Annotated in this window: 28 protein-coding genes; 9 read left to right on the forward strand and 19 right to left on the reverse strand. The window is 53.2% G+C overall.

What is annotated here, in order from left to right; all coding sequences use genetic code 11:
* Nucleotides 1-18: 18 nt before the first annotated feature.
* Complete coding sequence (locus tag RTM13_RS03070) at nucleotides 19-408, reverse strand: helix-turn-helix domain-containing protein (RefSeq protein ID WP_312209999.1); 390 nt, start codon at nucleotides 406-408, stop codon at nucleotides 19-21.
* A gap of 99 nt (nucleotides 409-507) precedes the next feature.
* Between RTM13_RS03070 and RTM13_RS03075 the strand changes: the two genes are divergently transcribed.
* Nucleotides 508-1,239 (forward strand): SDR family NAD(P)-dependent oxidoreductase, encoded by a 732-nt coding sequence (locus RTM13_RS03075; RefSeq protein WP_312210000.1) that lies wholly within the window; start codon nucleotides 508-510, stop codon nucleotides 1,237-1,239.
* Between the two features lie 54 nt (nucleotides 1,240-1,293).
* On the opposite strand, the gene RTM13_RS03080 is transcribed toward RTM13_RS03075, so the two are convergent.
* From RTM13_RS03080 to RTM13_RS03095, 4 genes are all read right to left on the reverse strand, one after another.
* Nucleotides 1,294-1,875 carry a YrbL family protein gene (locus RTM13_RS03080; RefSeq protein WP_312210002.1) on the reverse strand — a complete coding sequence of 194 codons (582 nt, stop codon included), beginning with the start codon at nucleotides 1,873-1,875 and terminating at the stop codon, nucleotides 1,294-1,296.
* A gap of 244 nt (nucleotides 1,876-2,119) precedes the next feature.
* Nucleotides 2,120-3,115 (reverse strand): DUF2891 domain-containing protein, encoded by a 996-nt coding sequence (locus tag RTM13_RS03085; RefSeq protein WP_312210004.1) that lies wholly within the window; start codon nucleotides 3,113-3,115, stop codon nucleotides 2,120-2,122.
* A gap of 26 nt (nucleotides 3,116-3,141) precedes the next feature.
* Nucleotides 3,142-4,128, reverse strand: coding sequence for a DUF979 domain-containing protein (locus RTM13_RS03090; RefSeq protein ID WP_312210006.1), 987 nt, complete (start codon nucleotides 4,126-4,128; stop codon nucleotides 3,142-3,144).
* Nucleotides 4,125-4,847, reverse strand: coding sequence for a DUF969 domain-containing protein (locus tag RTM13_RS03095; protein ID WP_312210008.1), 723 nt, complete (start codon nucleotides 4,845-4,847; stop codon nucleotides 4,125-4,127). The genes RTM13_RS03090 and RTM13_RS03095 overlap by 4 nt, the downstream gene beginning before the upstream one ends.
* Before the next feature lie 246 nt (nucleotides 4,848-5,093).
* Here RTM13_RS03095 and RTM13_RS03100 point away from each other — a divergent pair, with 246 nt between their 5' ends.
* A complete protein-coding gene (locus tag RTM13_RS03100; protein WP_312210010.1) occupies nucleotides 5,094-5,639 on the forward strand; it encodes a winged helix DNA-binding protein in 546 nt (181 codons plus the stop codon).
* A gap of 12 nt (nucleotides 5,640-5,651) precedes the next feature.
* Complete coding sequence (locus tag RTM13_RS03105; RefSeq protein WP_312210012.1) at nucleotides 5,652-6,173, forward strand: GNAT family N-acetyltransferase; 522 nt, start codon at nucleotides 5,652-5,654, stop codon at nucleotides 6,171-6,173.
* Here the strand turns inward: RTM13_RS03105 and RTM13_RS03110 are convergent.
* Entirely contained in the window at nucleotides 6,170-6,565 is a 396-nt protein-coding gene (locus RTM13_RS03110) for a DUF4440 domain-containing protein (protein WP_312210014.1), read from the reverse strand. The genes RTM13_RS03105 and RTM13_RS03110 overlap by 4 nt on opposite strands.
* A gap of 105 nt (nucleotides 6,566-6,670) precedes the next feature.
* Nucleotides 6,671-7,738: an aldo/keto reductase gene (locus RTM13_RS03115; RefSeq protein WP_312210016.1), complete on the reverse strand. Its 1,068-nt coding sequence runs from the start codon at nucleotides 7,736-7,738 to the stop codon at nucleotides 6,671-6,673.
* Nucleotides 7,739-7,893: 155 nt separating this feature from the next.
* On the opposite strand from RTM13_RS03115, the gene RTM13_RS03120 reads away from it, so the two are divergent.
* On the forward strand, nucleotides 7,894-8,778 hold the full coding sequence (locus RTM13_RS03120) for an AraC family transcriptional regulator (protein ID WP_312210018.1): 885 nt from the start codon (nucleotides 7,894-7,896) through the stop codon (nucleotides 8,776-8,778).
* A 48-nt stretch (nucleotides 8,779-8,826) separates the two neighbouring features.
* Here RTM13_RS03120 and RTM13_RS03125 read toward each other — a convergent pair whose 3' ends face one another.
* The gene (locus RTM13_RS03125; protein ID WP_312210020.1) at nucleotides 8,827-9,126 is read right to left on the reverse strand and encodes a hypothetical protein; all 300 of its coding nucleotides are present in this window, start codon (nucleotides 9,124-9,126) and stop codon (nucleotides 8,827-8,829) included.
* Nucleotides 9,127-9,204: 78 nt separating this feature from the next.
* A complete protein-coding gene (locus RTM13_RS03130; protein ID WP_312210022.1) occupies nucleotides 9,205-9,960 on the reverse strand; it encodes a DeoR/GlpR family DNA-binding transcription regulator in 756 nt (251 codons plus the stop codon).
* 85 nt (nucleotides 9,961-10,045) lie between these two features.
* Between RTM13_RS03130 and RTM13_RS03135 the strand changes: the two genes are divergently transcribed.
* Nucleotides 10,046-10,630: an NUDIX domain-containing protein gene (locus RTM13_RS03135; RefSeq protein ID WP_312210024.1), complete on the forward strand. Its 585-nt coding sequence runs from the start codon at nucleotides 10,046-10,048 to the stop codon at nucleotides 10,628-10,630.
* On the opposite strand, the gene RTM13_RS03140 is transcribed toward RTM13_RS03135, so the two are convergent.
* Complete coding sequence (locus tag RTM13_RS03140) at nucleotides 10,625-11,080, reverse strand: GNAT family N-acetyltransferase (RefSeq protein ID WP_312210025.1); 456 nt, start codon at nucleotides 11,078-11,080, stop codon at nucleotides 10,625-10,627. The genes RTM13_RS03135 and RTM13_RS03140 overlap by 6 nt on opposite strands.
* A gap of 145 nt (nucleotides 11,081-11,225) precedes the next feature.
* Here RTM13_RS03140 and RTM13_RS03145 point away from each other — a divergent pair, with 145 nt between their 5' ends.
* Nucleotides 11,226-11,843: a GNAT family N-acetyltransferase gene (locus tag RTM13_RS03145; RefSeq protein ID WP_312210027.1), complete on the forward strand. Its 618-nt coding sequence runs from the start codon at nucleotides 11,226-11,228 to the stop codon at nucleotides 11,841-11,843.
* Between the two features lie 3 nt (nucleotides 11,844-11,846).
* On the opposite strand, the gene RTM13_RS03150 is transcribed toward RTM13_RS03145, so the two are convergent.
* Entirely contained in the window at nucleotides 11,847-12,278 is a 432-nt protein-coding gene (locus RTM13_RS03150; RefSeq protein ID WP_312210029.1) for a PACE efflux transporter, read from the reverse strand.
* 113 nt (nucleotides 12,279-12,391) lie between these two features.
* On the opposite strand from RTM13_RS03150, the gene RTM13_RS03155 reads away from it, so the two are divergent.
* On the forward strand, nucleotides 12,392-12,922 hold the full coding sequence (locus RTM13_RS03155) for a TetR/AcrR family transcriptional regulator (protein ID WP_312210030.1): 531 nt from the start codon (nucleotides 12,392-12,394) through the stop codon (nucleotides 12,920-12,922).
* 47 nt (nucleotides 12,923-12,969) lie between these two features.
* Here the strand turns inward: RTM13_RS03155 and RTM13_RS03160 are convergent, their stop codons facing one another.
* Genes RTM13_RS03160 through RTM13_RS03170 form a run of 3 tightly spaced genes read right to left on the reverse strand, consistent with a single transcriptional unit; the run spans nucleotide 12,970 to nucleotide 14,048 of the window.
* Complete coding sequence (locus RTM13_RS03160; protein WP_312210031.1) at nucleotides 12,970-13,380, reverse strand: ASCH domain-containing protein; 411 nt, start codon at nucleotides 13,378-13,380, stop codon at nucleotides 12,970-12,972.
* A 9-nt stretch (nucleotides 13,381-13,389) separates the two neighbouring features.
* Nucleotides 13,390-13,710: an SMR family transporter gene (locus RTM13_RS03165; protein ID WP_312210032.1), complete on the reverse strand. Its 321-nt coding sequence runs from the start codon at nucleotides 13,708-13,710 to the stop codon at nucleotides 13,390-13,392.
* Nucleotides 13,707-14,048: a multidrug efflux SMR transporter gene (locus tag RTM13_RS03170; RefSeq protein ID WP_312210033.1), complete on the reverse strand. Its 342-nt coding sequence runs from the start codon at nucleotides 14,046-14,048 to the stop codon at nucleotides 13,707-13,709. The genes RTM13_RS03165 and RTM13_RS03170 overlap by 4 nt, the downstream gene beginning before the upstream one ends.
* Nucleotides 14,049-14,166: 118 nt before the next feature.
* Here RTM13_RS03170 and RTM13_RS03175 point away from each other — a divergent pair, with 118 nt between their 5' ends.
* On the forward strand, nucleotides 14,167-14,685 hold the full coding sequence (locus tag RTM13_RS03175; protein ID WP_312210034.1) for a phosphoribosyltransferase: 519 nt from the start codon (nucleotides 14,167-14,169) through the stop codon (nucleotides 14,683-14,685).
* 16 nt (nucleotides 14,686-14,701) lie between these two features.
* On the opposite strand, the gene RTM13_RS03180 is transcribed toward RTM13_RS03175, so the two are convergent.
* On the reverse strand, nucleotides 14,702-16,255 hold the full coding sequence (locus RTM13_RS03180) for a diguanylate cyclase (protein ID WP_312210036.1): 1,554 nt from the start codon (nucleotides 16,253-16,255) through the stop codon (nucleotides 14,702-14,704).
* Between the two features lie 254 nt (nucleotides 16,256-16,509).
* Between RTM13_RS03180 and RTM13_RS03185 the strand changes: the two genes are divergently transcribed.
* Entirely contained in the window at nucleotides 16,510-18,078 is a 1,569-nt protein-coding gene (locus RTM13_RS03185) for a methyl-accepting chemotaxis protein (RefSeq protein WP_312210037.1), read from the forward strand.
* Nucleotides 18,079-18,310: 232 nt separating this feature from the next.
* Here the strand turns inward: RTM13_RS03185 and RTM13_RS03190 are convergent, their stop codons facing one another.
* From RTM13_RS03190 to RTM13_RS03205, 4 genes are all read right to left on the reverse strand, one after another.
* Entirely contained in the window at nucleotides 18,311-19,225 is a 915-nt protein-coding gene (locus tag RTM13_RS03190) for a bestrophin family protein (protein ID WP_312210038.1), read from the reverse strand.
* 276 nt (nucleotides 19,226-19,501) lie between these two features.
* Nucleotides 19,502-20,953, reverse strand: a complete 1,452-nt coding sequence (locus tag RTM13_RS03195; protein WP_312210040.1) for a tagaturonate reductase — start codon at nucleotides 20,951-20,953, stop codon at nucleotides 19,502-19,504.
* Nucleotides 20,954-21,132: 179 nt separating this feature from the next.
* Complete coding sequence (locus tag RTM13_RS03200) at nucleotides 21,133-22,104, reverse strand: sensor domain-containing diguanylate cyclase (protein ID WP_312210042.1); 972 nt, start codon at nucleotides 22,102-22,104, stop codon at nucleotides 21,133-21,135.
* Nucleotides 22,105-22,158: 54 nt separating this feature from the next.
* Nucleotides 22,159-23,151, reverse strand: a complete 993-nt coding sequence (locus RTM13_RS03205; protein WP_312210132.1) for a diguanylate cyclase — start codon at nucleotides 23,149-23,151, stop codon at nucleotides 22,159-22,161.
* Nucleotides 23,152-23,282 lie beyond the last annotated feature (131 nt).

The following is a 23,282-nucleotide window of genomic DNA, read 5'->3' on the forward strand; positions in this document are numbered from 1 at the left end:
CCGTCACGGACGTTTGCCCTATGCAGGCGTCCGTAATTTACCGGCATGAGCACGATCGTACTCAGCCTGAGCTAATTCAATAGCCGGACCGAATTCCAACGCCCAATTCGCCAGAGCAACAAAAGGTTGCTGTAGTGACTGCGCCAGCGGCGTAATCGTGTATTCCACGCTTACAGGCGACGTGGGCAGAACCTGACGATGGACTAAACCGTTTCGCTCCAGCCGTTTCAACGCATCTGCCAGCGCCTTATGGGTAATACCATCCAGCCGTCTGCGAATTTCATTGAACCGGGAAGGTTTTGTACACAGCACCGTGAGAATTAATATCGACCATTTATTGGTGATGTTTTCTAGCACTGGTCGGGTTTTTCCTACTTCTATCAGAGAGTTGTCGTTATCTGCCTGCATAGCGATATAGTCACTTATATTTGGTATGGTAAAAGTGCGTAATTGATATTAAGTATAAAATTTATATCATCTGTTTTCTACCAAAACGGGAGAAATCAGATGAGCAAATTAGAGAAAAAAGTCGCGGTGGTTCTGGGTGGCGCTAAAGGGATTGGGTTGGCTATTAGCCAGCGTTTAGCAACCGAGGGGGCGGTCACCTGGTTTACTTCGCGACGGGAAGAGGATCTTGAGACAGCCAGAAGCAAAATATCAGGGACCGCTATGCCACTGCGGGCAGATGTCAGTCAGAAGAGCGAGCTGAGCCGCATAATAGAGACCATCTCAGAAAAATCAGGACGGATAGACGTTCTGGTAATCAATGCTGGAATGTCGGAGTACGCCACGCTTGAGGAGATAAATGAGGCGCATTTTGACCAGACGTTTGGCCTGAATGTTCGCTCCCCTGTGTTTGCCCTGCAAACAGCACTGCCTTTGCTGAAACCCGGCAGCAGTGTAGTCCTCATCGGTTCAATTGCTGATGTGATAGGTACTCCGGGATATGGCGTGTATGGGGCCAGCAAAGCTGCGCTGCGCTCTTTTGCTCGCACCTGGACACGTGAACTTGCCCCGCGCGGCATCCGTGTTAACGTTGTTGCGCCCGGCCCTGTTGATACTGAAATGATGGCCGCAGTGTCTGATGAAGTGCGTAACGGGATAATGAGCGCCATACCCCTGGGCAGAATGGGCCAACCTGAAGAAGTAGCCAACGTTGCGTTTTTCCTCGCAAGCGACGAGAGCAGCTATATCGCGGGCGCAGAGATTTGTGTTGATGGTGGAATGGCGCAGGTTTAAGAGATGACACGACGGCCATCCCAGGATGGCCGGTCGGATTACCTGCTAATGCGATCACGCTTGTTGCAGACGGTTCAAATCGCTGAGCATCCGTTTGAGGCATTTGATTTTATTTCTATCGCGTATTGACTCTGAAAGCTTACTGACCTGAAAAAGCGTTTTGTCACCGAAACCATCAATGACCTTAAAGCGATATTCCTGACGAGCGCTGTCCCAGGCGTAGACGATGTTTTTACAATGCAGGGAGTTAATAATGACGCGGGTATTAACAAACCATGCTAAAAAAGCATTCAGCTTTTGCATCTTGCTGGCATCAAGCTCTTTGTTAAGAGCAAGCTGATAAAGAGTTTGCGCGATGCGGCTATGTTCATCGCACTCTTTCACAATAACTTGCCCTACTCCTTTGTTTGTTTCAACAAGCCCTTCAAGCCTTTGCATATAAAGCGAATCTGTTTGGGTATTCGGCTTGCACTCTTTGACATCCCGATAGACTTCACGCAGCTTGCTTTTGTATTTCGCAATGCCAGGAATAACAATTTTGATCAGCAGGTTACTATCATGCGGATGCTGGAATACGTAACGATCGTTACCTTTTGCCAGTAAATAGTCATCGGTCAATACAATCTCTTTTTTCATGATAGTTTTTTTACTCTTGCCTATAAAACTGAATCTGTCAGTTTGAAAATAGTGCACTGAGCTATATCAACAGTTGATATACGAGTCGCATGTTCGCTCAATAAATAACCATGTAAGGGTGATTTGTATAAAGGGCGCTGGCTTATAGGCATAAAAAAGCCCCAATAATGGGGCTGTTGAAAGCAGCGGTGAAATGAACACGCCTTTACCGCATGCTTAATTCCTTGTCTTTTTTAACTTCCCTTTACTCCAGCGCCAGCAGCGCGAAACTGGCCAGCCAGTGCCCGCCGCTGTAGTGGCTTCCCACCACATGCTCCACGCTGTTAGCAAGGTGGCGTTCAACCGCCTCGCTCAGCGCCTGCTGCGCCACATGATTTTCCGGCAACGCTTGCGCAATATGCTTCATGCACCATGCGCGGCTGAGGTTTAATCCATCAAGGTGGGCAATTTTGGGGTCGGTCCGGTCGCTAACTTCCGCCGGATTCATCAGCGCCGATACTGCACCCACATCAGGAAGAAATGCATCGAACCATGCAGGGAAACGATCCGTCACCTTACTCATTAGCAGTGCTTCAGTGAGCGCCCCGGAAATATACTCATCCCCACCTGGCTCATAGTGAGCCGGATAGCGCGTGTCAGCAAGATAGAATCGGTTTGCCGCCGCCACAATCGATTGCTCAAGCGCGCCATCCTCCACTGCACGGGCATAGTCCAGGCCCAGCGCCAGCGCAAAAGCGGTGTTGTAATGGGTACCGACCCGGATGGGGTACGTTAACTTACTGAGATAATCCATCAGCCTGCCACGAATATCCTGCGTTAATGGCTGAAGCGTCTGATACCAGCCCGCGGCCTGAGGTAAAGAGGACTGCTTCAGCTCCTGAGCCAGCGCCAGCAACCAGCCGTATCCGTAAGGGCGCTCAAAAGAGGCCCGAAACGGCGCATTAAAATAGGCCAGTTCCTGCGCAACCTTCTCTTGCGTCAGGTGTTCATTAAACAGCGCGACGATCTCGTCCCGGCACGGCAGTTCAGGATAGCGGCGCACGCAGCGCAGCAGCAGCCAGTAACCATGCACCGCCGAATGCCAGTCAAAACAGCCGTAAAAAATGGGATGCAGCTCGCGGGGCGGCAATACGTCGCCATCATCATTAAGCAGATGCATGATGTGGTTTGGGTATTCCTGGCGCAAATAGGTCAATGGCATTCTGGCAAACGCGTCAGCCTGATGTTGAGTTAATTCCATAACAGCTCCTTAAGCCATTGCTATGCTTAGCGAAATACGAGGAAATACATTAAGAAAACGTTGACCACCAGCAGGGTTAACGCAGTCGGGATCTGGATCTTGATCACTTGGTACTTATCTTTAAGCTCTAACAGAGCCGCAGGAACGATATTGAAATTGGCAGCCATCGGCGTCATCAGGGTGCCGCAATAACCCGCATACATGCCAATCGCCAGCAGCGGAGCCGGGTTACCGTGATGTACGTTGATCAAGAAGGGTAAAGCGATCCCCGCACTTAGCACCGGGAAAGCGGCAAAGGCATTGCCCATGATCATGGTGAAGAGCGCCATGCCCACGCAGTAAATCACCACCAGCATGAAACGGTTATCCGGGTTCACAAACAGGCTCACCACCTTTTGTACCGATTCGCCGGTATTCGCCACCACAAACACACCGCCCAGCATGGCAAGCATCTGCGGCAGGATCACCGCCCAGCCGATGGTATCAACAAGGCGACGAGACTGGCGGACCGCATGCAGCGGCGTCCCCTTCGTTAGCCACCAGCCGGTGAGGATTGCGGCCACGCATGCCACGCACAGGGCCGCGAGCGTAAGCTGTTTCTGGTCAAGCAGATAGACCCCGCCTACTGAAACCCCTTTCAGGAACAAGGTCCCGATTACCGTAACCACCGGGATCATCAGCGCTGGCAGGAACAGCCAGTTTTTCAATCGATTTGCTGAAGCGATGCGCTCTGGCTCGGTGGACATTTTATAGTGCCCTTTACCCACCAGCCCGAACCCTGCAAGCAGCGCAATGAGAATGACGCAGCAGCCAATAATCCGGTACGCCAGAGACTTGCCCAGCTCCTGCACCATGAGATCGCCAAACAGGAAGATCCCGCCAAATAAAAACCAGAACAGCGCGGTGGTAAAGCGCTTAGGATTGGCGCGATCCCGCAGGGTCATCACAACCAGCAGCATTACGACGAAACCAATCAGATAGTACACGCGGTTAATAGTGATTAGCGTCATCATGGTGCGATCTCCTGTGTACCCTGCTCTGCTCTCCAGGCCATCACATCGCGACGAATGCTTGCATCCAGGCGCAGCAGGCGCGTCATATGAATAATCAATGCCGCGATGGCGGTCGGAATGGCCCACAGGCCGATATGCAGCGGTTCAATTCCTTCAATACCGCTCTCTTTCAGGAAGGCATCAATCAGCAGCACTGCCCCAAAGGCGATAAAGATATCCTCCCCAAAGAAGACTGCAATGTTGTCGCATGCAGCGGCATGCGCTTTGATTTTGTCGCGGATATGTTGCGGTAGTTCGCCATATTCATTCAGCGCCGCCCCTTCAGCCATCGGCGCCAGCAGCGGACGCACCGTCTGAGCATGACCGCCAAGCGACATCAGTCCCAGCGCTGCCGTCCCTTCACGCGCCACAAAGTAGAGCATTAGAATACGTGCCGAGGTGGCGCTAGCGATCTTCGCTACCCAGGCCTGCGCTCGCTCTTTAAGCCCGTAATATTCCAGCAGACCAATAACAGGCAGGATCAGGATAAAGGTTGCCAGCGAACGGCTATTAACGAACTTTTCGCCAAATGTCTCCAGCAACATACCAAAATCCATGCCGACCAGCAGACCCGTCGCCAGCCCTGCCACCACGACGACCAGCAGCGGGTTGAAGCGTAGTGCAAAGCCGATAACCACGATTGGTATCCCGATCAGCGGCAATAATGTCGAACCGTCCATAAACGTTTACCCTATCCAAAGTGAGTGTTGCGCGCCGACGGCTATTTTTTTAATACTTCGTATCAGGACGAAGCGTGATGCATTCCGGCGAGCGATGTTGTGTTTTGCGCCTGGCTCCACAGAACCAGCACTAAAAAGCTATATCTGAACCACAAAAACATGTAAACAATTTATCAATAAAATGTTCTTATTTTATCGATTCAAGTTTACATTTTGGCTAAGAGTCACACTCCCGTAAGGAACGTTATGACCTTAAAAACACGTGCTTCATCAAAAAATGACGATATAACGGATGGACGGATCGTCTCTTCCCGCCATCTGGTGTCTGAGCGCTGTGCCGAGTTATCGGAGCTGGAATACGCGCTGATCATGACCAGCAACGCGTTCAATAAATGGATGGTGCGCTGCATGACCGCCGCTGGGGAACCCGATATGGGGGCCTTTGACGTCTCGCTTCTGCATCATGTAAACCATCGCAACCGTAAGAAAAAGCTGGCCGATATCTGTTTCGTTCTTAACGTAGAAGATACCCATGTAGTAACTTACGCATTGAAAAAACTGGTCAAGGCGGGCTACGTGACGAGTGAAAAAGTCGGTAAAGAGCTTTTTTTCTCAACAACAGAGCAAGGCAAAGCGCTATGCATGAAATACCGCGATGTGCGTGAAGCCTGCCTTATCAATATTCATGCGGAAAGTGGGATTTCGGGGGCGTCAATCGGTGATACCGCGCAGCTGCTGCGCACGATTTCGTCCTTATATGACACAGCCGCCCGGGCGGCGGCATCACTGTGAGACAACCAGATAATGATTACTTATAAACAGCTTAACACAGCACAAGCCCACCAGGTTTTACCAGATTTAGGGGATGTTCTTCAGGCCTGCGTCGCAGACGGTGCCAGCGTGGGTTTTACCGACCCGGCTGACCGGGCTGCGATAGACAATTTCTGGCAGGGCACAGTTGATAGCCTTGACGGTAACGAGTGTGACCTTTTAATTGCCCGTGATAATGATGCTGTTGTCGCTACGGTCATGATAGACTACTGCGGTAAGCCTAATGGCCGCCATCGCGCTGAGATTTGTAAACTGCTTGTGCATCCTGCCGCTCGGCAACGGGGGATTGCCCGCCAGCTGATGACACTGGCTGAGCAACACGCATGGGATAAAGGCATTACGCTGCTGGTTCTGGATACGCGCAGCGGCGATGTGGCAAGCCAGCTCTATCTCTCCTTAGGCTGGCAGATCGCTGGGGAGATACCCGCTTATGCAGAGTCCATTGAAGGACGCCTGGATGCCACAACCTATATGTATAAACTGAATAATCATTAAGACGTCAGCAGAAACGTTTCATGAAGATGGCGCCAGCGGACCGTGCCATCCTGCTCTGATTCAAATACCACGGTTGAGAAACGTAACGTCGCGCTTTGACCGGGCAACTGCTGACGCTCCTGATAGGTCACGGTTGCGCCATCCACACTCTCTGCAACCAGCTGCATATTCTCAATATTGATGTGCAGTCCTTTCTTCGCACCGCGCTGGGTACGGAAGAAAGAGGCGAGCGCGGTGAAATCAAGCATGGCTCCCCCGGGCGTAACCATTGAGTACGCAGGTCTGAAACGCGCTAACAGCGTTTCGCATACCTCGGTTGCAGCGGTTTCATCGCCCAGCCAGTGACTTATCAGCACGTGGGCATCAATAACTTCCTGAAAATAGCGGTTCATTTCTTCTCCTTATTAAAGGGTGCTCTATCCCTGTATCCGTTTATACCATATGTAATGCCGGGCAGCGCTACGCTTGCCCAGCCTACAAAGCTGGGCAACAGGTAACTAGCGCCCCCTGACAACCGCCCCGCCGGTGATCAGCTGCTGCGCCATTGGCCGGGAAATAAAGCGCGCCGGGAAGATCGGTTCTACTGCACTGGCCTCCTCCAGACGCTGGAGTTGCTCATCGGTGAGTACAATCTCCAGCGCAGCAAAGTTGTTCTCAGCCTGAGCGAGAGTCCGCGCCCCGAGAATGGTGGACGCGACGGCGGCGTTACGTAGCGTCCATGCCAGCGCAACCTGGGACGATGTCGCCCCGGTCTCGTGGGCGATGCTGCTGACCACCTCTGCAATAGCCAGCGCTCGCTCGTTCAGATGGCCGGTCGACGCAATAATCCCTTTACGCGTGGAAGCAACATCGGCACCGTTCTCATCAGAAAGATCGGCCCGACTGTATTTCCCAGTGAGGATCCCACCGCCAAGGGGCGACCACGGCAGGACACCCAGTCCCATCGCCTGCGCCATCGGGATCAGCTCATGCTCTACCGTGCGTTCAACCAGGCTGTACTCAATCTGCAATGCGACGAAAGGCGACCATCCGCGTAGGTCGGCCAGGGTCTGCATCTGGGCTATACGCCATGCGGGCGTGTTACAGATACCGAGGTAGAGAATTTTGCCATCGCGAACGAGATCGTCGAGCGCGCGCATCACCTCTTCCGGCGAGGTGGTAAAATCCCAGGCGTGCAGATAGAGCAGATCGATGCGGTCCGTATCAAGCTGTCGCAGGCTGGTTTCGACGGAACGGACAAGATTGTAACGGTGGTTTCCCCCCGCATTGGGGTTACCCGCCTCCCGTGACATAGTGAACTTGGTGGCCAGCACGATGCGATCGCGCTTCGCCTTGATCATCTGTCCAAGGATCTTCTCTGCGCTGCCGTTGGTATAGTTGACCGCAGTGTCGATAAAGTTGCCGCCGCGTTCAACATAGGCATCAAAAATGCGTTGCGCTTCCGCGTCATCCGCACCCCATCCCCAGTCCGAGCCAAAGGTCATGGTGCCCAGCGAAAGGGGTGAAACACGTAATCCGGAACGGCCAAGTAAGCGGTAGTGGTCAAGCGCCTGTGGTGTCGTCATGATGTCCAATCTCCTAAAAGTGTTGATTGCGACTATCATCCTCTAACAGAACGCGCTTTACGGGATAGATGGGATGTCCGCGATGATTGCACGATCGTCCAGCCTGGGCGATGCTCTCTTTTCGGGGTTGCTATTCAGGGATAACATGCCTGCTTATGAACAGACTAAATGCTCTCGTGGAAATTATCGACCGCCATACTCCGGAGGATGGGACCTACCCCAGCACCCTGCCCGGGGTGACGCTGATACGGGCGTCTTCACCGACCATGCCGATGCCGGTGATCTATACCCCAACGCTCTGCCTCGTTGCGCAGGGGACTAAAGAGGCGCGTCTCGGGGAGACAACCTACCGTTACAATGCTGAAAACTATCTGATCGCCTCGGTCGAGCTGCCGGTCATGGGCTCGGTCATTGAGGCTACAGAGGAGCGCCCTTACCTCTGTCTGCAGCTCGATCTTGATATGGCCGAGCTGTCAGAGCTGGCTATCTGTTATCCTGATCCGTTAACCGAAACGCAGGATCCGCCCACTGGCATTATGTTAAATAAGACGACACCAGAGCTGCTCGATGCTGCCGTACGTCTTGCCAGCCTGCTGGATACGCCGCACGATATTGATGCCCTCGCCCCGCTTACCCTCCGTGAAATTCTTTACCGCCTGCTGACGGGGCCACAGGGTAATATTATCCGCCATATGGCCCAGGCCGAGAGTCGGCTTAATCAGATTGCCCGGGCGATTATCTGGATCAGGACGCACTTCCGTGAAGCGTGCCGCATCGAGCAGGCAGCCAGCGTTGCCGGAATGAGCCGCTCAACGTTCCATCATCATTTCAAGGCTGTCACTACCATGAGCCCTATTGCGTTCCGCACCCATCTGCGCATGCAGGAGGCACGAAGGCTGATGGTGAGCGATGCGGTAGATGCAGCCAGCGCGGGGTTTCACGTCGGGTATGAGAGTCCGTCCCAGTTCAGCCGTGACTACGTGCGCATCTTCGGTGTGTCACCCGCCAGGCATGCCAGCCAGTTACGCAAGCTCTCATGAATAAGCTGTAGAAGAGAAACGCCGGGATTATTCCCGGCGTTGGGGTCGTTAACCGCGGGGGCTGTTGTGCCAGTGCTGCTCGCAACGCTCTTTAGCCTCGGTAACCAGGTCGCGCAGATCCGGTAGCGGATCGCCGGAGCCATAGTCCAGGGTGTTGGTGGCCTCTTCCTGCTCCTCTTTCGCGGCAAAGCTCAGAGTCTCATCCAGCTTTTGCCAGCTGCCGTCCCGCTGCTGGTATATCAACGCATAGGTTGGCGTCTTCTCATCGTCGCCATAAATCTCATATTTTTGCGTAGGTGCACCTTCAGGGCCAAACTGCAGGGTGTCGATCAGGGTTGAATCAGCCATCGTTTTCTCCTCTTTGTTAAGGAGTAAGGTTAGCTTATAAACGGCAAGGCTGCGGGCTTGCCTGTGGAAGCGTCAGCTTCAGGCTTTTACCACGGTTACGCCCTGCGCCTCTATCGCCTTAATCCAGTCGACATGGGTCTCATCCTCTACCACCAGCGTATTGATAAGCGACAGGTCGCCTATCACAAAGGGCGATGCCGTATTGATCTTCTCCGGTGACGCCAGAACTACCGTTTCGGCGGCTCTGCCGGAAAATGCACGTTTGATGCACGCTTCCTCATAATCACCGGTGGTTAAACCTGCTTCCGGGTGAATACCGGTCACACCCATAAAGAACAGATCGGCATGGATATTACTTATGCCCTCGATTGTGGCAGCACCAACGGTGACAATGGAGTGCTTATAGAGACGTCCGCCAATCAGGATGACCTCAATGGCCGGATGGGCCGCCAGTCCCAGGGCGATGCTCGGGCTGTGGGTGACCACGGTAATGCGCAGGTCCGCAGGCAGCAGCGTAATCAGCTCAGACGTTGTGGTTCCACCATCAATAATCACCACCTGCCCGTCGGAAATCAGCTCGACGCCTTTGCGGGCAACACGCTGTTTAGCGTCTATTTTTAGCGATTTTCGCTCTGAAAATGTGGCGGCGGCCGATGACGATGGCAGCGCGCCGCCGTGTACCCGTTGCAAATACCCTTCTGCCGCAAGCTCGCGTAAGTCACGACGAATCGTATCCTCCGATACGTCAAAATGGGCGCTCAAATCTTTTGACAGGACCTGGCCCTCGGCGGCAAGTTTTTCAAGTATCAATTGTTTGCGTTGACTGGTAAGCATAAGGTTCTCTGTATTTGCACGAAACGTCTTGAACGTGCACGATATTGCTGTTTATGATGGCTACTCTACGTATTGGAGCGCTATCATGCAATCAAAACATGCAGAAGTACGTATCATCAACAGCCAGGTCCTTTCCGATAACTGGTACACGTTAAAAAAATATACCTTTGCGCTACAGCGCCAGAATGGCAACTGGCAGCAGCAAAACCGTGAGGTCTATGACCGGGGCAACGGTGCCACTATCCTGCTCTATAACCGCCAAAGACGGACGGTGATCCTTACCCGTCAGTTCCGCTTTCCCGTCTATGTGAATGGGCATAACGGCTTGCTGATCGAAGCGGCCGCTGGCCTGCTGGACAACATGGATCCAGAAAACCGCATCAAAGCCGAGGCGGAAGAAGAGACAGGGTTTAGCGTTTCGCACGTTGAGAAGGTATTCGAAGCCTATATGAGTCCCGGCTCCGTGACGGAGAAACTCTACTTCTATATCGCCGAGTACCAGGCCGACGATCGTACCGGCGCTGGTGGCGGTATCGAAGCTGAAGGCGAAGATATTGAAGTACTGGAAATGACGCTTGATGAGGCATTAGCCGCTATTGAAAGCGGCCTTATCGTTGATGGTAAAACCATTATGCTGCTCTATAACGTTGCCCTGAAGGGGATTTTATAAGGTCTTATACATAAATACGCTCAGCGGATCCTCAATATAGGGAGGGAATGGATCGCACCGCTGATATCCGCAGCGTTGGTATAGCGTAATCGCAGGCTGCTGATGAATGCCCGTCTCAAGCCGAAGAACATGACAGGCAGATTCAGCAGCAAGCGTCTCCAGGCTGGCCACAATCCGCTCACCTATTCTGTTGCCCCGATACTGCGGGCGAATATAGACGCGCTTGATCTCCGCAGCATTGTCCCCCTGCAGAAAAATCGCGCCGCAGCCAATAGCGTTACCCTCACCGTCACGCACGATAATGCAGCGAATATCCTCTTCTTTAACCGTAGAAAAATCGAGACAGTGATTACTCTCGGCAGGATAAAGCGTACTTTGAAATGCATCCAGCTCGCCGACTAATATAGCTAACTCTTCTGAATCCTTTTCAATTTCTATCACATCAAACATTTTTCTTATGACCTCTTTTTCTTTAAATTTTATGAAGTTATATCACTCCTGTTTCTGAAAAATAAAGCTCATATTCACTTTGAAAGCATGTCGTCCTTTTGGGATGATGGGTTCAATAATAATTCTTAAATGCTCTGGAGAGAAAATGAAAGACAACTCACGTGCCGTTCCTGCCGGATACTCCAACATCGCGCCAGGCTATATCGCTTCGGTCGTCACCTGCCTTGAAATGCGTGAGAAGCCCGTCGGCGCTCCGGTCCCTCTGCCGGAAGGGTTTTCGCTGCAGCCGTTAGCGGATCGCAATCCTGACGCTTACCGCAATTTGTTTCGCAAGGTGGGCGCGAACTGGCTCTGGTTTTCACGTCTCATCATGAGCGATGAGACGCTTATTAGCGTGCTGCAAAATTCCAGGCGGGAGATCTACGTTATCCGTCATAACAGCGAGGATGCGGGACTGATGGAGCTGGACTTCAGCGAACCTGGTGAAGTTGAACTGGTCTTTCTCGGACTGACGTCGGACGTCACCGGTAAGGGTATTGGCCGGGCGGTAATGAGCGCGGCAACGGAGCTGGCCTGGGCAAAGCCTGTGAGGCGTTTCTGGGTACATACCTGCACCTTCGATCACCCTTCCGCGCTTGGGTTCTATATTCGTTCTGGTTTCGAACCTTACGAACGGCGAGTAGAGGTGCAGGCCGACCCGCGCCTCAGCGGCCATTTGCCGCTGGACGCTGCGCCACATGTGCCTATTATTGCTGCCCGCTGACGCTTAGATAGCCGGAACGGGCTCGCGCAGGAACACGCGATCAAAAAGCCAGGTGAACACAAAGGCATAGACAAAGAAGAAGGTAAGCAGGCCAACTTCCATCATGAAAGCCTTAATAATGCCGACGTTATAGAACCACATAAAGAACGGCACGATCAGGATAATAAACATCGCTTCGAAAAGCGTGGTGTGCACGATCCTGATGAGAAGCGTGCGTTTCTGGATGTTGTTCTTTCTTTCCCAGCGCTCAAACAGGGTGTTGTAAATGTAGTTCCAGACGACGGCCACAACGGAGGTGGTCACTGCCACCGGCAGAGAGCTTGCCACGTCACCGTCGCTCATGCCTGACAGTAGCAGTGAGGAGAAGAAGATGGCGATCAGCTCAAAGAGAGCGACATAGGTGAGCCGGCGGGGAACCGGTTTGAGATAGAACATTGTAAACCTCATGTGCGATGATATGGCTGAAATTGCGTTGATTTCAAACCTGTGATTAACTGGCTGGCAAATTAACATACGACCGTATTTAAATCAATGTTGGGGAGATGCCCGTGGCACGACCAAAAACCATAGACCGGGAAAGCCTGCTGGATGCAGCGGAGAACGTGCTGGGCCGCGAGGGTGCTGCCGCCCTGTCGTTTGGCGCTATTGCGACGGAGTCAGGCATCTCCAAGGCTAGCGTGCAGTCGGTTTTTGGATCGCGGGAGAAGGTTCTGGATGCCCTGCTGGATCGCTGGTTAAAGAAAGAGCAGGATCGTTATCACATGCTGCTGCCACCGAATGCCGATGCCAAAGCCCGACTGCTGACCCATATCAGCGCCACCCAGGAAGAGACCTCAGAGGCCGGGATCAGAACGCTGACCCTGCTGGCCGCCCAGGCCGGTACGCAAAGCGAAAGCATGGTTAACTGGTATAGAGAGCGGTTCGGCGACCTCACCGCAAATGATGAAGAGTCAAGAAAGCGCCGGATCGCCTACCTCGCTACCGAAGGGGCGTTCATGATGCGGAACATGGTCGGTTATGAAAGCGAATCGGCGTTCTGGGACGAGGTGTTTAACGATCTGAAGGCGTTTACAGACTAACACGTAGCGGCTTGCCCGGCGGCGCTATGCTTGCACGGGCCTACATATCAGACCACCTCAACCACTTCAAACTCTTCGGCAACCAGCTCCATCTCTTCCGAAAAGCCTCCTGCCTGCGTAAAGAAGCGTTGATGCTCCGTGCGCCAGTACGTCAGGCTCAGGTCGCCTTCCCCCTCTTTACGGGCAAAATCTTCGTCGACATCGCAGAACCTGACCAGGCGCAGCGATGTGATGCGAATGACGCACACCGGCTCCTGCTGGCCGTTGAGAATAATATGGTAGCTGCCCACCGCGGGCGGTGCGCTTTCCGACTGGTAAGCCGCTAGCGAGCCGCACGATGCGGTCTTTTTTCCCTTAACGACCAGACCAGCCAGCTCGTTTGCCAGCTCGGCGCTGTCGCCAATAGACCACGCTAGCGCCTTCGGGTATTTAGCTTTTAATTTTTCAAGCGTGTTCATGATCGATCCTTATACCATTTCTAAGAGCACGATCCCGGCGGCAATCAAAATCAGTCCCAGCCAGGCTTTTGTTGAGAGCGCCTGTCGAAAAATCACCCTCTCGATGAATGCGGTAAGCAGAATACCACTCCCACCCCAGGTGGCATAGGCCGTAGCCATATCAATACCCTTCAGGGCCAGGGATAGCGACGTGAATGAAGCAAAAATGCAAAGCAGCCCTGCCGCGCCCGGCAGTTTCCGTGACATGCCGTCGGAACGTTTGAGGAAAAAATTCGCCACAACCTCCAGAACGATGGCCATCGACAGAGAGAGATAAGGAACCAGCGTCATATCTCCCCCTTACTCTCGTTCTCACCGAAGTTGACCAGTATTACCCCGGCGAGCAGCATCAGGATGGCAATAAGCTTAGGCAGCGTGATGTACTCATGAAAGAAGAAGCTACCGATAACGGCGACGGCAATCAGCCCCAACGATTCCCAGGTCGCATAGGCGACGGATAGTGATATCTCTTTAAGGGCGAAGGCCATGCAGGTAAATGAGAGACCAATAGTAAAATACATAAAGATTAATGCGCCCCAGCTATCACTCTCTGCAACCAGCTTCATTATGACTACGCTGACTATTTCAGAGACGATAGCAAGGGATAAAAAGAACCAGGACCGTGACATTTTTGCTCCGCACTTCGGATAAAAATTTGAACCAGCGCTCAAATCAGCCGGGAATCCTATTAGCGGGTCTGGGCAAAGTCAATGTATGCTTAACCTTACAGTTGAGAGGAGAAAAACGATGGATAACCGCTACATAGGTGAGCTTGTACTTGATGAGGCCGCCATCGCCACGGGCGTTGCGCACGTTGCAGCGTTACTTAACGATAGCTATCAGGATGCCGTGGTGATTACCGTGGTGCCGGGCGGTATTCTGTTTACTGCCGATCTAGTCAGAAAGTTAAATTTCACTATCGCGATGGACACCATCTCCTGCCCGCATACGCCCGGCGATCGCAGCAATCAGTCAGCAATTGTTTTTCATAACAATGTCGATATTAACGGCAAAGATGTCATTGTTGTCGATGATGCCATTGAATCCGGCGGCACGATGAAGCGGCTGGTGGAGTATCTCAGCACCACTTATTCACCGAAATCATTAGCCATTGCCACGCTGTTCGTTAAGCCCGGCAGAGTCGATATTCCCTTCCGGCAGTTTTACGCCTGGGAGATGGAGAACGACGATCTGCTTATTGGTTATGGCCTGCCGTGGGAGAATAAATTCCGTAATATTCCCTTCATCTCAAAGTTAAAGCGTTAATTAGCTCTCGGAAACATTAGCTCTCGGAAACAATGGCGCGATTACGTCCCGCCATTTTCGCACTATAGAGTGCGGCATCGGCCCCCTCTTTTAGCAAACGCGCATCGTCATCGTTGCCACGGGGTACCAGGCTATAGCAACCTGCGCTAAGCGTCACCACTTTTACACCTGTAAGCGATTCGTTGTGCGGGAGTTGGGCGGCGCGTACAGCGGCTACGGCACGCTGAGCAATGTTAAACGCCGCGCCGCGATCGGTATCGGGCAGAACGATGGCAAACTCCTCTCCGCCGTAGCGGGCGATCAAATCGGACTGCCGTAGATTAAGCTTATGTAATACCTCACCCACGTGGCGCAGGCAGTTATCCCCGGCAACATGACCATAAAAGTCGTTGTAACGCTTGAAGTAATCGATATCAAGCATAATCAACGACACCGACCTGCCGGTCAGCGCGGCGGTTTTTAGCGTCTGAGAGAGGAACAGATCGAACTGCCGACGGTTTGCCAGCCCTGTCAGGCCGTCAGCCAGCGCCATCGTCTGTAGCGTGTGGTTAATACTGGTTAGCTCATCACGCAGCATCGTTAATTCAGTCTGATCTCTGACGTTTACCCTCACTACGCGGAAAATGAGCGCGCCCATCACCAACGTGCCTAACAGCAGCATGGCGTTGAGGACAATATCCGGCAGGCTTTCACGCAGCCAGGCATGCCATAGCGCAGGCTTATCATAGCCTGCGGCCACGACCAGCGGGTAACGCTCAAGACGAGCGAAACCAAATATCCGCTCAACGCGATCGATAGCTGAATTCCAGGTTGCATTACCGCGATCCTGGCGAATTAGCTCTTGCGTAAACAGCGGGCTGCGGGAGAGATTGCGGTTAATGACATCATCGTTAAACGGCCGTGCGTAGAGTACCGTGGCATCGGTGCTTAGAATGGCAAGCAGATCGCGGCTGCCCAGCTCAAAGTAGTTATAGAAATGACGGAAGTAGTCAATTTTCACCGTAGCCAGTCCCACGCCCGCAAAGCCGCCAGCGGCATCGTTCAGACGCAGCGAGACGGGAATAACCAGATCGCCCGTCGAACGGCTACGGATCACATGTCCAATATGGACGCTTCCATGACCGTTCTTACGGTGATAGGCAAAATATTCCCGGTCAACGTTATTGGCAATGGCTGGCTGACGGCCAAACGATGTGGCCTTCATATTGCCCTGGGCATCATAGACAAACAGGCCATGCAGCTGCGGCAGGCGCTCTTTGATCTCACTGAGATAGAGATTGAAGCTGGCCTCATCGATAACCGAGACGCCACCCTGCGGCACGTTGCGGCGGATATCACGCAGCGCCAGCTCGGATTGCAAAAAGGTATCTTCCGCCTGGCGCGCCTGGGAAACCGACAGGTTGATGGCGTTGCGTTCACTCTCCTCTACGGTTCGCTCCCACGAGCGGTTTAATGTCCATGCGCTGGTAGCCACGCCAGCGATCAGCAGACCCGCCATAAAAAGAGAGATACTGCGTCCAAGAGAGGAGTTTAACGCCAGCGCGTTGGATATATGTTTACCGACTTTCATTGTCACTCCTCCCAGGTTCCTTTCCTTCAGTAAAGCACATAATGCTATAGCCAATGGGCAGATTAAGACGTATGCCCTATTGCAAATTGTTTACGACAATTCAACACCTCATTCATAACAATGTAAAATAAAATTAAAAAACCATTTCAAAAAATGAGAAACATTCATTTATGTGATACCGATCAACTATTTAGATCAATACTTTTCCGATATCTGCCGTTATTAGTCATACCTTTCTCTTCTAAGTCTTCACTATGAAAAAATTTGCACACTCTACGGTTTTAACCAAACTCTTAAGCGGTTTCTCTATTCTCATCGCTATGATGCTGCTGCTGGGCGTGGTCGCTATCTATCAGCTCAACATCAGCAACCAGCACATCGATAAATATCGTGAAAATCGCCTGCCTGGCGTGCGCTACTCGCTAGAGATGCGCGGTGTGCTGTCGGAAATGCGCCTACAACAGATCCAGTACATCAACTCGCCGACCATGCCGGAGCGTGAAAAACACCGCCTGGAGCTACTGCAGAACCAGGATATCTTCCTCAATGCGCAGAAGCACTACGCCGCCATTGCCAGCGACCTGCCGGAAGAGATGCAAGGCCTGTTTGGCCAGGTCGTAGAAAACTTCACTCACTTTGTGGACGTTAACGGCAAAGTCATTGAAGCGGTAAACGATGAGCGGCTTGATGAGGCAGCCAAAATCAGTGGTGCAGTCTCCGCGAAATACCGCACCCAGCTGATGAAGGATCTCGCTACGCTGGTGGATATGGAGGTGGCTATCGGAAACCGTGCGGGTGAGGCTTCTGCCCAGGGGTATCAGCGGGCGCTATACCTGCTCTCTGGTCTGCTGGTGCTGGCGCTGATTGCGACCGGCATCATCGCCCTGTTTATCTCGCGCAACCTCTCCCGTCAGCTGGGGGGCGAACCGGCCTACGCGGTAAATATTATGCAGCAGATTGCCGCAGGCAAGCTGAATACCGACATTGCGCTTAACGCCAACGACCACAACAGCCTGCTGGCCACTATCAAGTTCATGAACGGCAGGCTGGCCGAAATTATTCACGGTATTATTCACGGCAGCGAGTCTATCTCACTGGCGGCCAGCGAAATTGCGATGGGCAACAGCGATCTCTCCCAGCGTACCGAAGAGCAGGCCGCCTCGCTGGTGGAGACCTCAGCTAACATGCAGCAGATTACGCAGAACGTGAAGAGCAACGCTGAGAATGCGCATAAGGCCAGCGAGCTGGCCCGTCAGACCTCGCAAACGGCGGTGAAAGGCGGTAAAGAGGTGCACGATATGCTTATGCGAATGCACGACATTTCCGACAGCTCGCAGAAGATTGTCGACATCATTGCGGTAATTGAAGGTATCGCCTTCCAGACCAATATCCTGGCGCTGAATGCGGCGGTTGAGGCAGCACGCGCCGGTGAACAGGGTAAGGGCTTTGCCGTTGTGGCGGGTGAAGTGCGCAACCTGGCGCAGAAGAGCGCCGATGCGGCGAAAGAGATCAAAGCGCTGATCGACGGTACGGTAGATAAGATTACCGAAGGTTCCCGCTACGCCGATACTGCCAGCCGGGCGATGGAGGAAATTGTTAGCTCGGTGAATAAAGTTACGGATATCGTGGCGGAGATCTCCACAGCCTCCAACGAGCAGCACCAGGGGATCCGGGAAATTAGCGTCGCGATTGAGCAGATGGATCAGGTTACCCAGCAGAACGCGGCATTGGTAGAGCAGGCTGCGGTGGCCGCGACCTCAATGACCGAGCAGAGTGAACACCTGCGCGACTCGGTGCGTTTCTTTCAGCTACGTGTAAGTTAACGGCTTCAGAGCCTCACCCTCAGGGGCAGCAAGGCCCCTGAGAAGGCTCTGGTTTGCGGCAGGCCATCGTTACGAATAGAGGTTACGGAAGCTCGCTCACAAACGAGAGATCGTAGGCAGTTGCAAACAGCGCAACGCAGGCAATCACCACAACAACCATCTGAATTACTCTTTCCATCGTGTTTCCCTCCTGGCGGTTTAACCAGCCAGTAACGGGCGCATCCGGCTTTCGTTACGTGAGCTGGTAATACTTATCAGGCAGTATCTTCGCGGGCACAACGTTTTCATCATTCATCTGCAGCAGATCTATCTCAAGTGCATTGCAGATGGCATCCAGCGGCAAATCGTTATCTTCCACGCCAAACGGATCTTCAAGCTCTTCGGCTAAGGTATCAAGAGCTATAAAAGTATAGGAGATAAGTACTGAGACGAAAGGCGTCATGTAATGCAAATCTACAACCAGCGCAAAGGGCAGCATAATACAGAACATGTAGACCGTACGGTGCAAAATGAGCGAATAGGCAAAAGGCACCGGCGTAAAGGCGATACGTTCACAGCCGGAGAGCACCGCCGAGATGTCATTCAGCCGGTTGTTCATGCTGTGGTAGAGAATATCAGAGAGCCCGTTCGGCCCGCGCTGGGCAGCCAGCCACTCGCCCATCATTAACAGAAGCTGGTTTGCTGGAGAATGCGCTTTCATTACCCGTGCCAGTTCGCCTGGCGAGAGATAGTTGGCCAGCGTCCCCTCCAGCGGTTTTCGGCGCAGGGTCAGGCGCAGGCAGTGGGCGAAAGCAATCAGCAGCAGCACAAAGTGGTGACGCCCTTCCCCCGCCGGCAGCGTTGTTTTGACCTCCCGCAGCAGCGAGCGTGAGGCGATCATTAGCTGTCCCCACAGCACCCGCGCTTCGGTATAGCGGCTATAACAGGCGTTATTGCGAAAACCCAGGAAGATAGCAACGGCAATGCCCAAAATGCTAAACGGCGCCACGGTAAGCTTGAAGCCCAGCGAGCTATACCAGGGCAGCATTAAAATCACCGCTACCGACAGGATAAAGTTAAGCAGTAGACGGGAGTAGATTTTGGGTAGCACCGAGCCATGCCAGACGAAGATACGCGCAAGCCAGTGCTGATGAGGACGAACAATCATGGTTATATTCAGGCATAAAGGAGAGTCGCGATTATTAAACGTGATCGCCCTCACGGTTGCAAGTTTGATGCAAAAATGTTGTGGAAATTCTTAACTGGTAAGCGATTGAGGGTACAGGTGCCGAGGTTTAATAAATCAGGATGATATGTGTATGTTGTAACTATTGGTGTGGTAAATGAATGCCGGGCGGCGCTGCGCTTGCCCAGCCTACAGATCGTGTCAGACCGTAGGCCGGTGCAAGCAACGCGCCGCCCGGCGTTTACATAGACATACCAATTAGCAGAGCGGCTTGACGGCCTCGCGCATGCCGCGCAGCAGGATAGCATCCAGATCCAGAGAGACCTGCTCTACCAGGCCGCTAACCTGGGTCAGATCCTGCTCCCAGTGGTCGCTCACGGAGAGCACGGCTTTTACCAGCTCGCTGGTGCTAATCTGCCGATCGCGATGCTGGCTCCACAGCAGCTGGAAGCGTTCGATCCAGTGAGCGTCATCCTGTACCGGGAAAGCTTCGCCGTTACGCTCGCCGCGATAGAACGCAATCAGAGCGGCAAGGGCGAAGGTCAGACGTGCCGGAAGCTTACCGTTGGCCTCCTGCCCCGCCAGCAGCTGCGGCAGAATACGGGTGCGGAACTTGGTCATGCCGTTCAGCGCGATGGAGAGCAGCTGATGCTTAATATAGGGGTTACGAAAACGTCCCGTTACGGCGCTGGCGAAGGATTCCAGTTCGTCACGCGGCAGATCCAGCACCGGAATGATCTCTTCGTAGATCGCTTTCTCAACAAAGGCGCAGATTTCGCTGTCGTTCATCGCCTCGCCCACGGTGTCCAGGCCTGCCTGGAACGCTACCGGGACCAGCGCGGTGTGCGCCCCGTTAAGGATCGCCACCTTGCGCTCTTTGTAGGGCTTGATGTCATCTACAATCAGCACGTTCAGCGGATATTTGTCGAGACGCAGCTCGGAAGCCAGCGATTTTGGCCCCTGGATAACAAACAGGTAGAAGTGTTCAGCGGTATCGAGGAAGCCGTCGCGGTAACCCAGCTCGGCTTCAATTTTCGCCACTTCATCACGCGGGTAACCCGTTACGATACGGTCAACCAGGGTCGAGCAGAAGGCATTGGCTTCGTTCAGCCACTGGATGAACGCAGTCGGCAGCGCCCACTCGGTGGCGTAGCGCAGCACCAGCTCGCGCAGCGCATCACCGTTGTAGTCGATAAGCTCGCACGGAATGATGATCCAGCCTTTATCCGCCGCGCCGTTGAAATGGGTATAGCGCTCGAACAGCAGACGGGTCAGCTTCGCCGGATAGCTCACGGCCGGGGCGTCATCAAACTTATCGCCCGCATGGTAACTGATGCCCGCCTCGGTGGTATTCGAGAACACAAAGCGGATTTCAGGGTTCTGCGCCAGCTTAAGGAACTCATCGTAGTGGTCATAGACGCTGATTTCACGATTTACCGAACGGATCAGGCGCGCATCGCTCACCGCTTCGCCCTGCTCGTTCAGGCCGCGAATGATGGTGGTGTAGAGACCATCCTGCGTGCTCAGCGACGGCGGAAAATCACTTTTAATCGGGCGAACAATAACCACACCGGCGTTCAGATCGGTGTGCTCGTTGAGCAGATCGATCTGCCAGTCGACAAATGCGCGCAGGAAGTTCCCTTCGCCAAACTGAATAATACGTTCCGGATAGGTGGCACCGGGAAAATCGCGACGGTTTATCGTGTTCACAATGGGTTCCTTTTTTGATTAGTCATACAACCTGGGAAGATTGGTCCAATAACTTACCAGACTTTACGACCATGAAACCCTGTTTTGATCAAAATGGGACGCCCTTCTTGCGTCATTTTTTAAAACGAATATGAATTTGTGGGCGTCGTCACATTTCGATGGCCTGGTGCGTTGATTGATTAGCGCTCTTTCTGCTCGTTTTTCTCTTTCATGGCATACATCTTTTCGTCGGCGGAGGTGATCCAGTTGGTCATATCCGGATTGCTGTCATGATCGTACTCGCTTACCCCCCAGGAGAAGTTAAGCTGCCACGGTTTGTCGGTGGTCTGATTGAACCCCCGAGCCTGCTCAACCAGATGCTGCATCGCGACCCATGCGCCCTTCTCATCGGTATCCGAGAAGATAATGGCAAACTCGTCGCCGCCGTAACGCACCAACAGATCGGCCTCGCGGAAGCTTTCACGCAGCAGAGAGGCCATTGCCCGCAGGGCGTTGTCACCCTCTTCATGACCAAAGGTATCGTTGATGTATTTGAACTTATCGAGATCCAGCCATGCCAGCGTTAACGGCTCCGCACGGCGGCGCGCGCTGGTGATAGCGTATTTACCGAGGTTATAAAAACCGCGGCGGTTAAAGAGGCCAGTTAGCTCATCGGTGGTAGCAGCACTGATAGCCGCAAATTCGTCTTCAACGATGGCGGCAAAATCTTTTAGCACCGAGACGTTGTCCTCGGTAAATTTGCGCGGCTCGGGCGCAATAAGGCAAAACGATCCCACCGTTGCGCCGTCGGGCAGCTGTAGCGGATAGCCCGCATAGAAACGAATATGCGGTGGGCCGACCACCAGCGGATTATCAAAAAAGCGCTCGTCCTGCTGTGCATCCTCGACCACCAGCGGCTGAGAGCTGAGAATGGCGTGGCCGCAAAAAGAGATATCACGTAGCACCTGTCCATTAGCAATGCCATCGCAGGACTTGAAGTGCAGCATATGGCTGTCAACGAGGCTTATGAGCGCAATGGGCATATCGAACATCCGTTTAGCCAGCCGCGTGAGCCTGTCAAAACGTTCATGTGTCCCAGAGTCCAGCAGCCCGGACTCATTAAGCGATGCCAGGCGCTGTTGCTCGTTTTCGGGGAGTTGAGGAGTCTTCATACTGGGCCTTTTTCACTAAGCAAAACCTAAGCTTAGCGCATTTAACCCGTTTGGTCAGTGGGCATAGATCCGGTTCTTGCCCGCGCGTTTGGCCCGGTATAATGCGTCGTCAGCCGCTTTTAACCAGTCGGTGACGGTCTCCATATCCTGAACGGCGTTGGCAATACCAATGCTGAGGGTACAGCGAAACGAAGCGTCCTGAGCTACCATCATCACGGCGGTAGCATCCATAATGCGCCTGGCGACGACGAGCGCCTCCTCCGGAGAGGTATCCGGAAGCAGGATCACGAATTCATCGCCTCCCAGCCGTGCCGGGGTGTCGGTATTTCGGGTCGCAACGTGCAAAATTTTAGAGACCGTTACCAGCAGCGTATCGCCTACCTTATGGCCAAACCGGTCATTGACCTCTTTAAAGTTATCGATATCGATAAACATGAGGGAGGAGCTATGGGCGGAGTCGCGCAGCTTCTCCAGCTCATGTTGGATGCGCTTCTCCAGCAGGCGGCGGTTTGCAATATCCAACAGCGGATCCATCATCGCAATGCGCTCCAGCTCGCGACTCTTCCGCCGCAGCTTTTTGGCAATGTTATCCGTCAGCACGCTGAGGGCTAATATATAGATGGTGATAAGCGGTAGCGTGGCAAGCAGCGTGCGCTGAGAGACGTCAGGATCAAACGCCATTCCCTGCGCCAGCCAGGCTGCAGCAAATACCGCCAGCATGGTCGCGCCAGCCTTACGCATGAGCTGGATACCGCCCGCCGCGAGGCGATCGGCGAGAAGAATAGTGGCGATAACCACGGAGGGCAGCGGATTAACCGCCATCATGGCGATCCAGAATCCACCTGCCGCTCCATCAAATATCAGGTTGTGATGTTCACAGGTCAGCGGCTTTTGTGACTTACGGGAGCGCATAAAGGCGATAGTCGGCCAGACAAACGCATTCACGGCCAGCAGGGCGATAAGCCAATGAGGCTGATGATGCTCCAGCAGCACGGAGAGGATTGGGAAAAAGCAGAGCAGCGTCCCGAGCATGCGCATCAGATACATCCGTTTTACAAAACGCTTGCCGGTGATCTGTTCACGTGGTTTTAGCTTATTCGATCCAGTCATCGCGCAATGTTATCCGATACGTATACTCGGCTATAGTATTGGCGTTAAAAATGGGTAGCAAGCAATTT

It is taken from the genome of Pseudescherichia sp., assembly GCF_031979925.1.
Taxonomy (GTDB): Bacteria; Pseudomonadota; Gammaproteobacteria; order Enterobacterales; family Enterobacteriaceae; genus Pseudescherichia.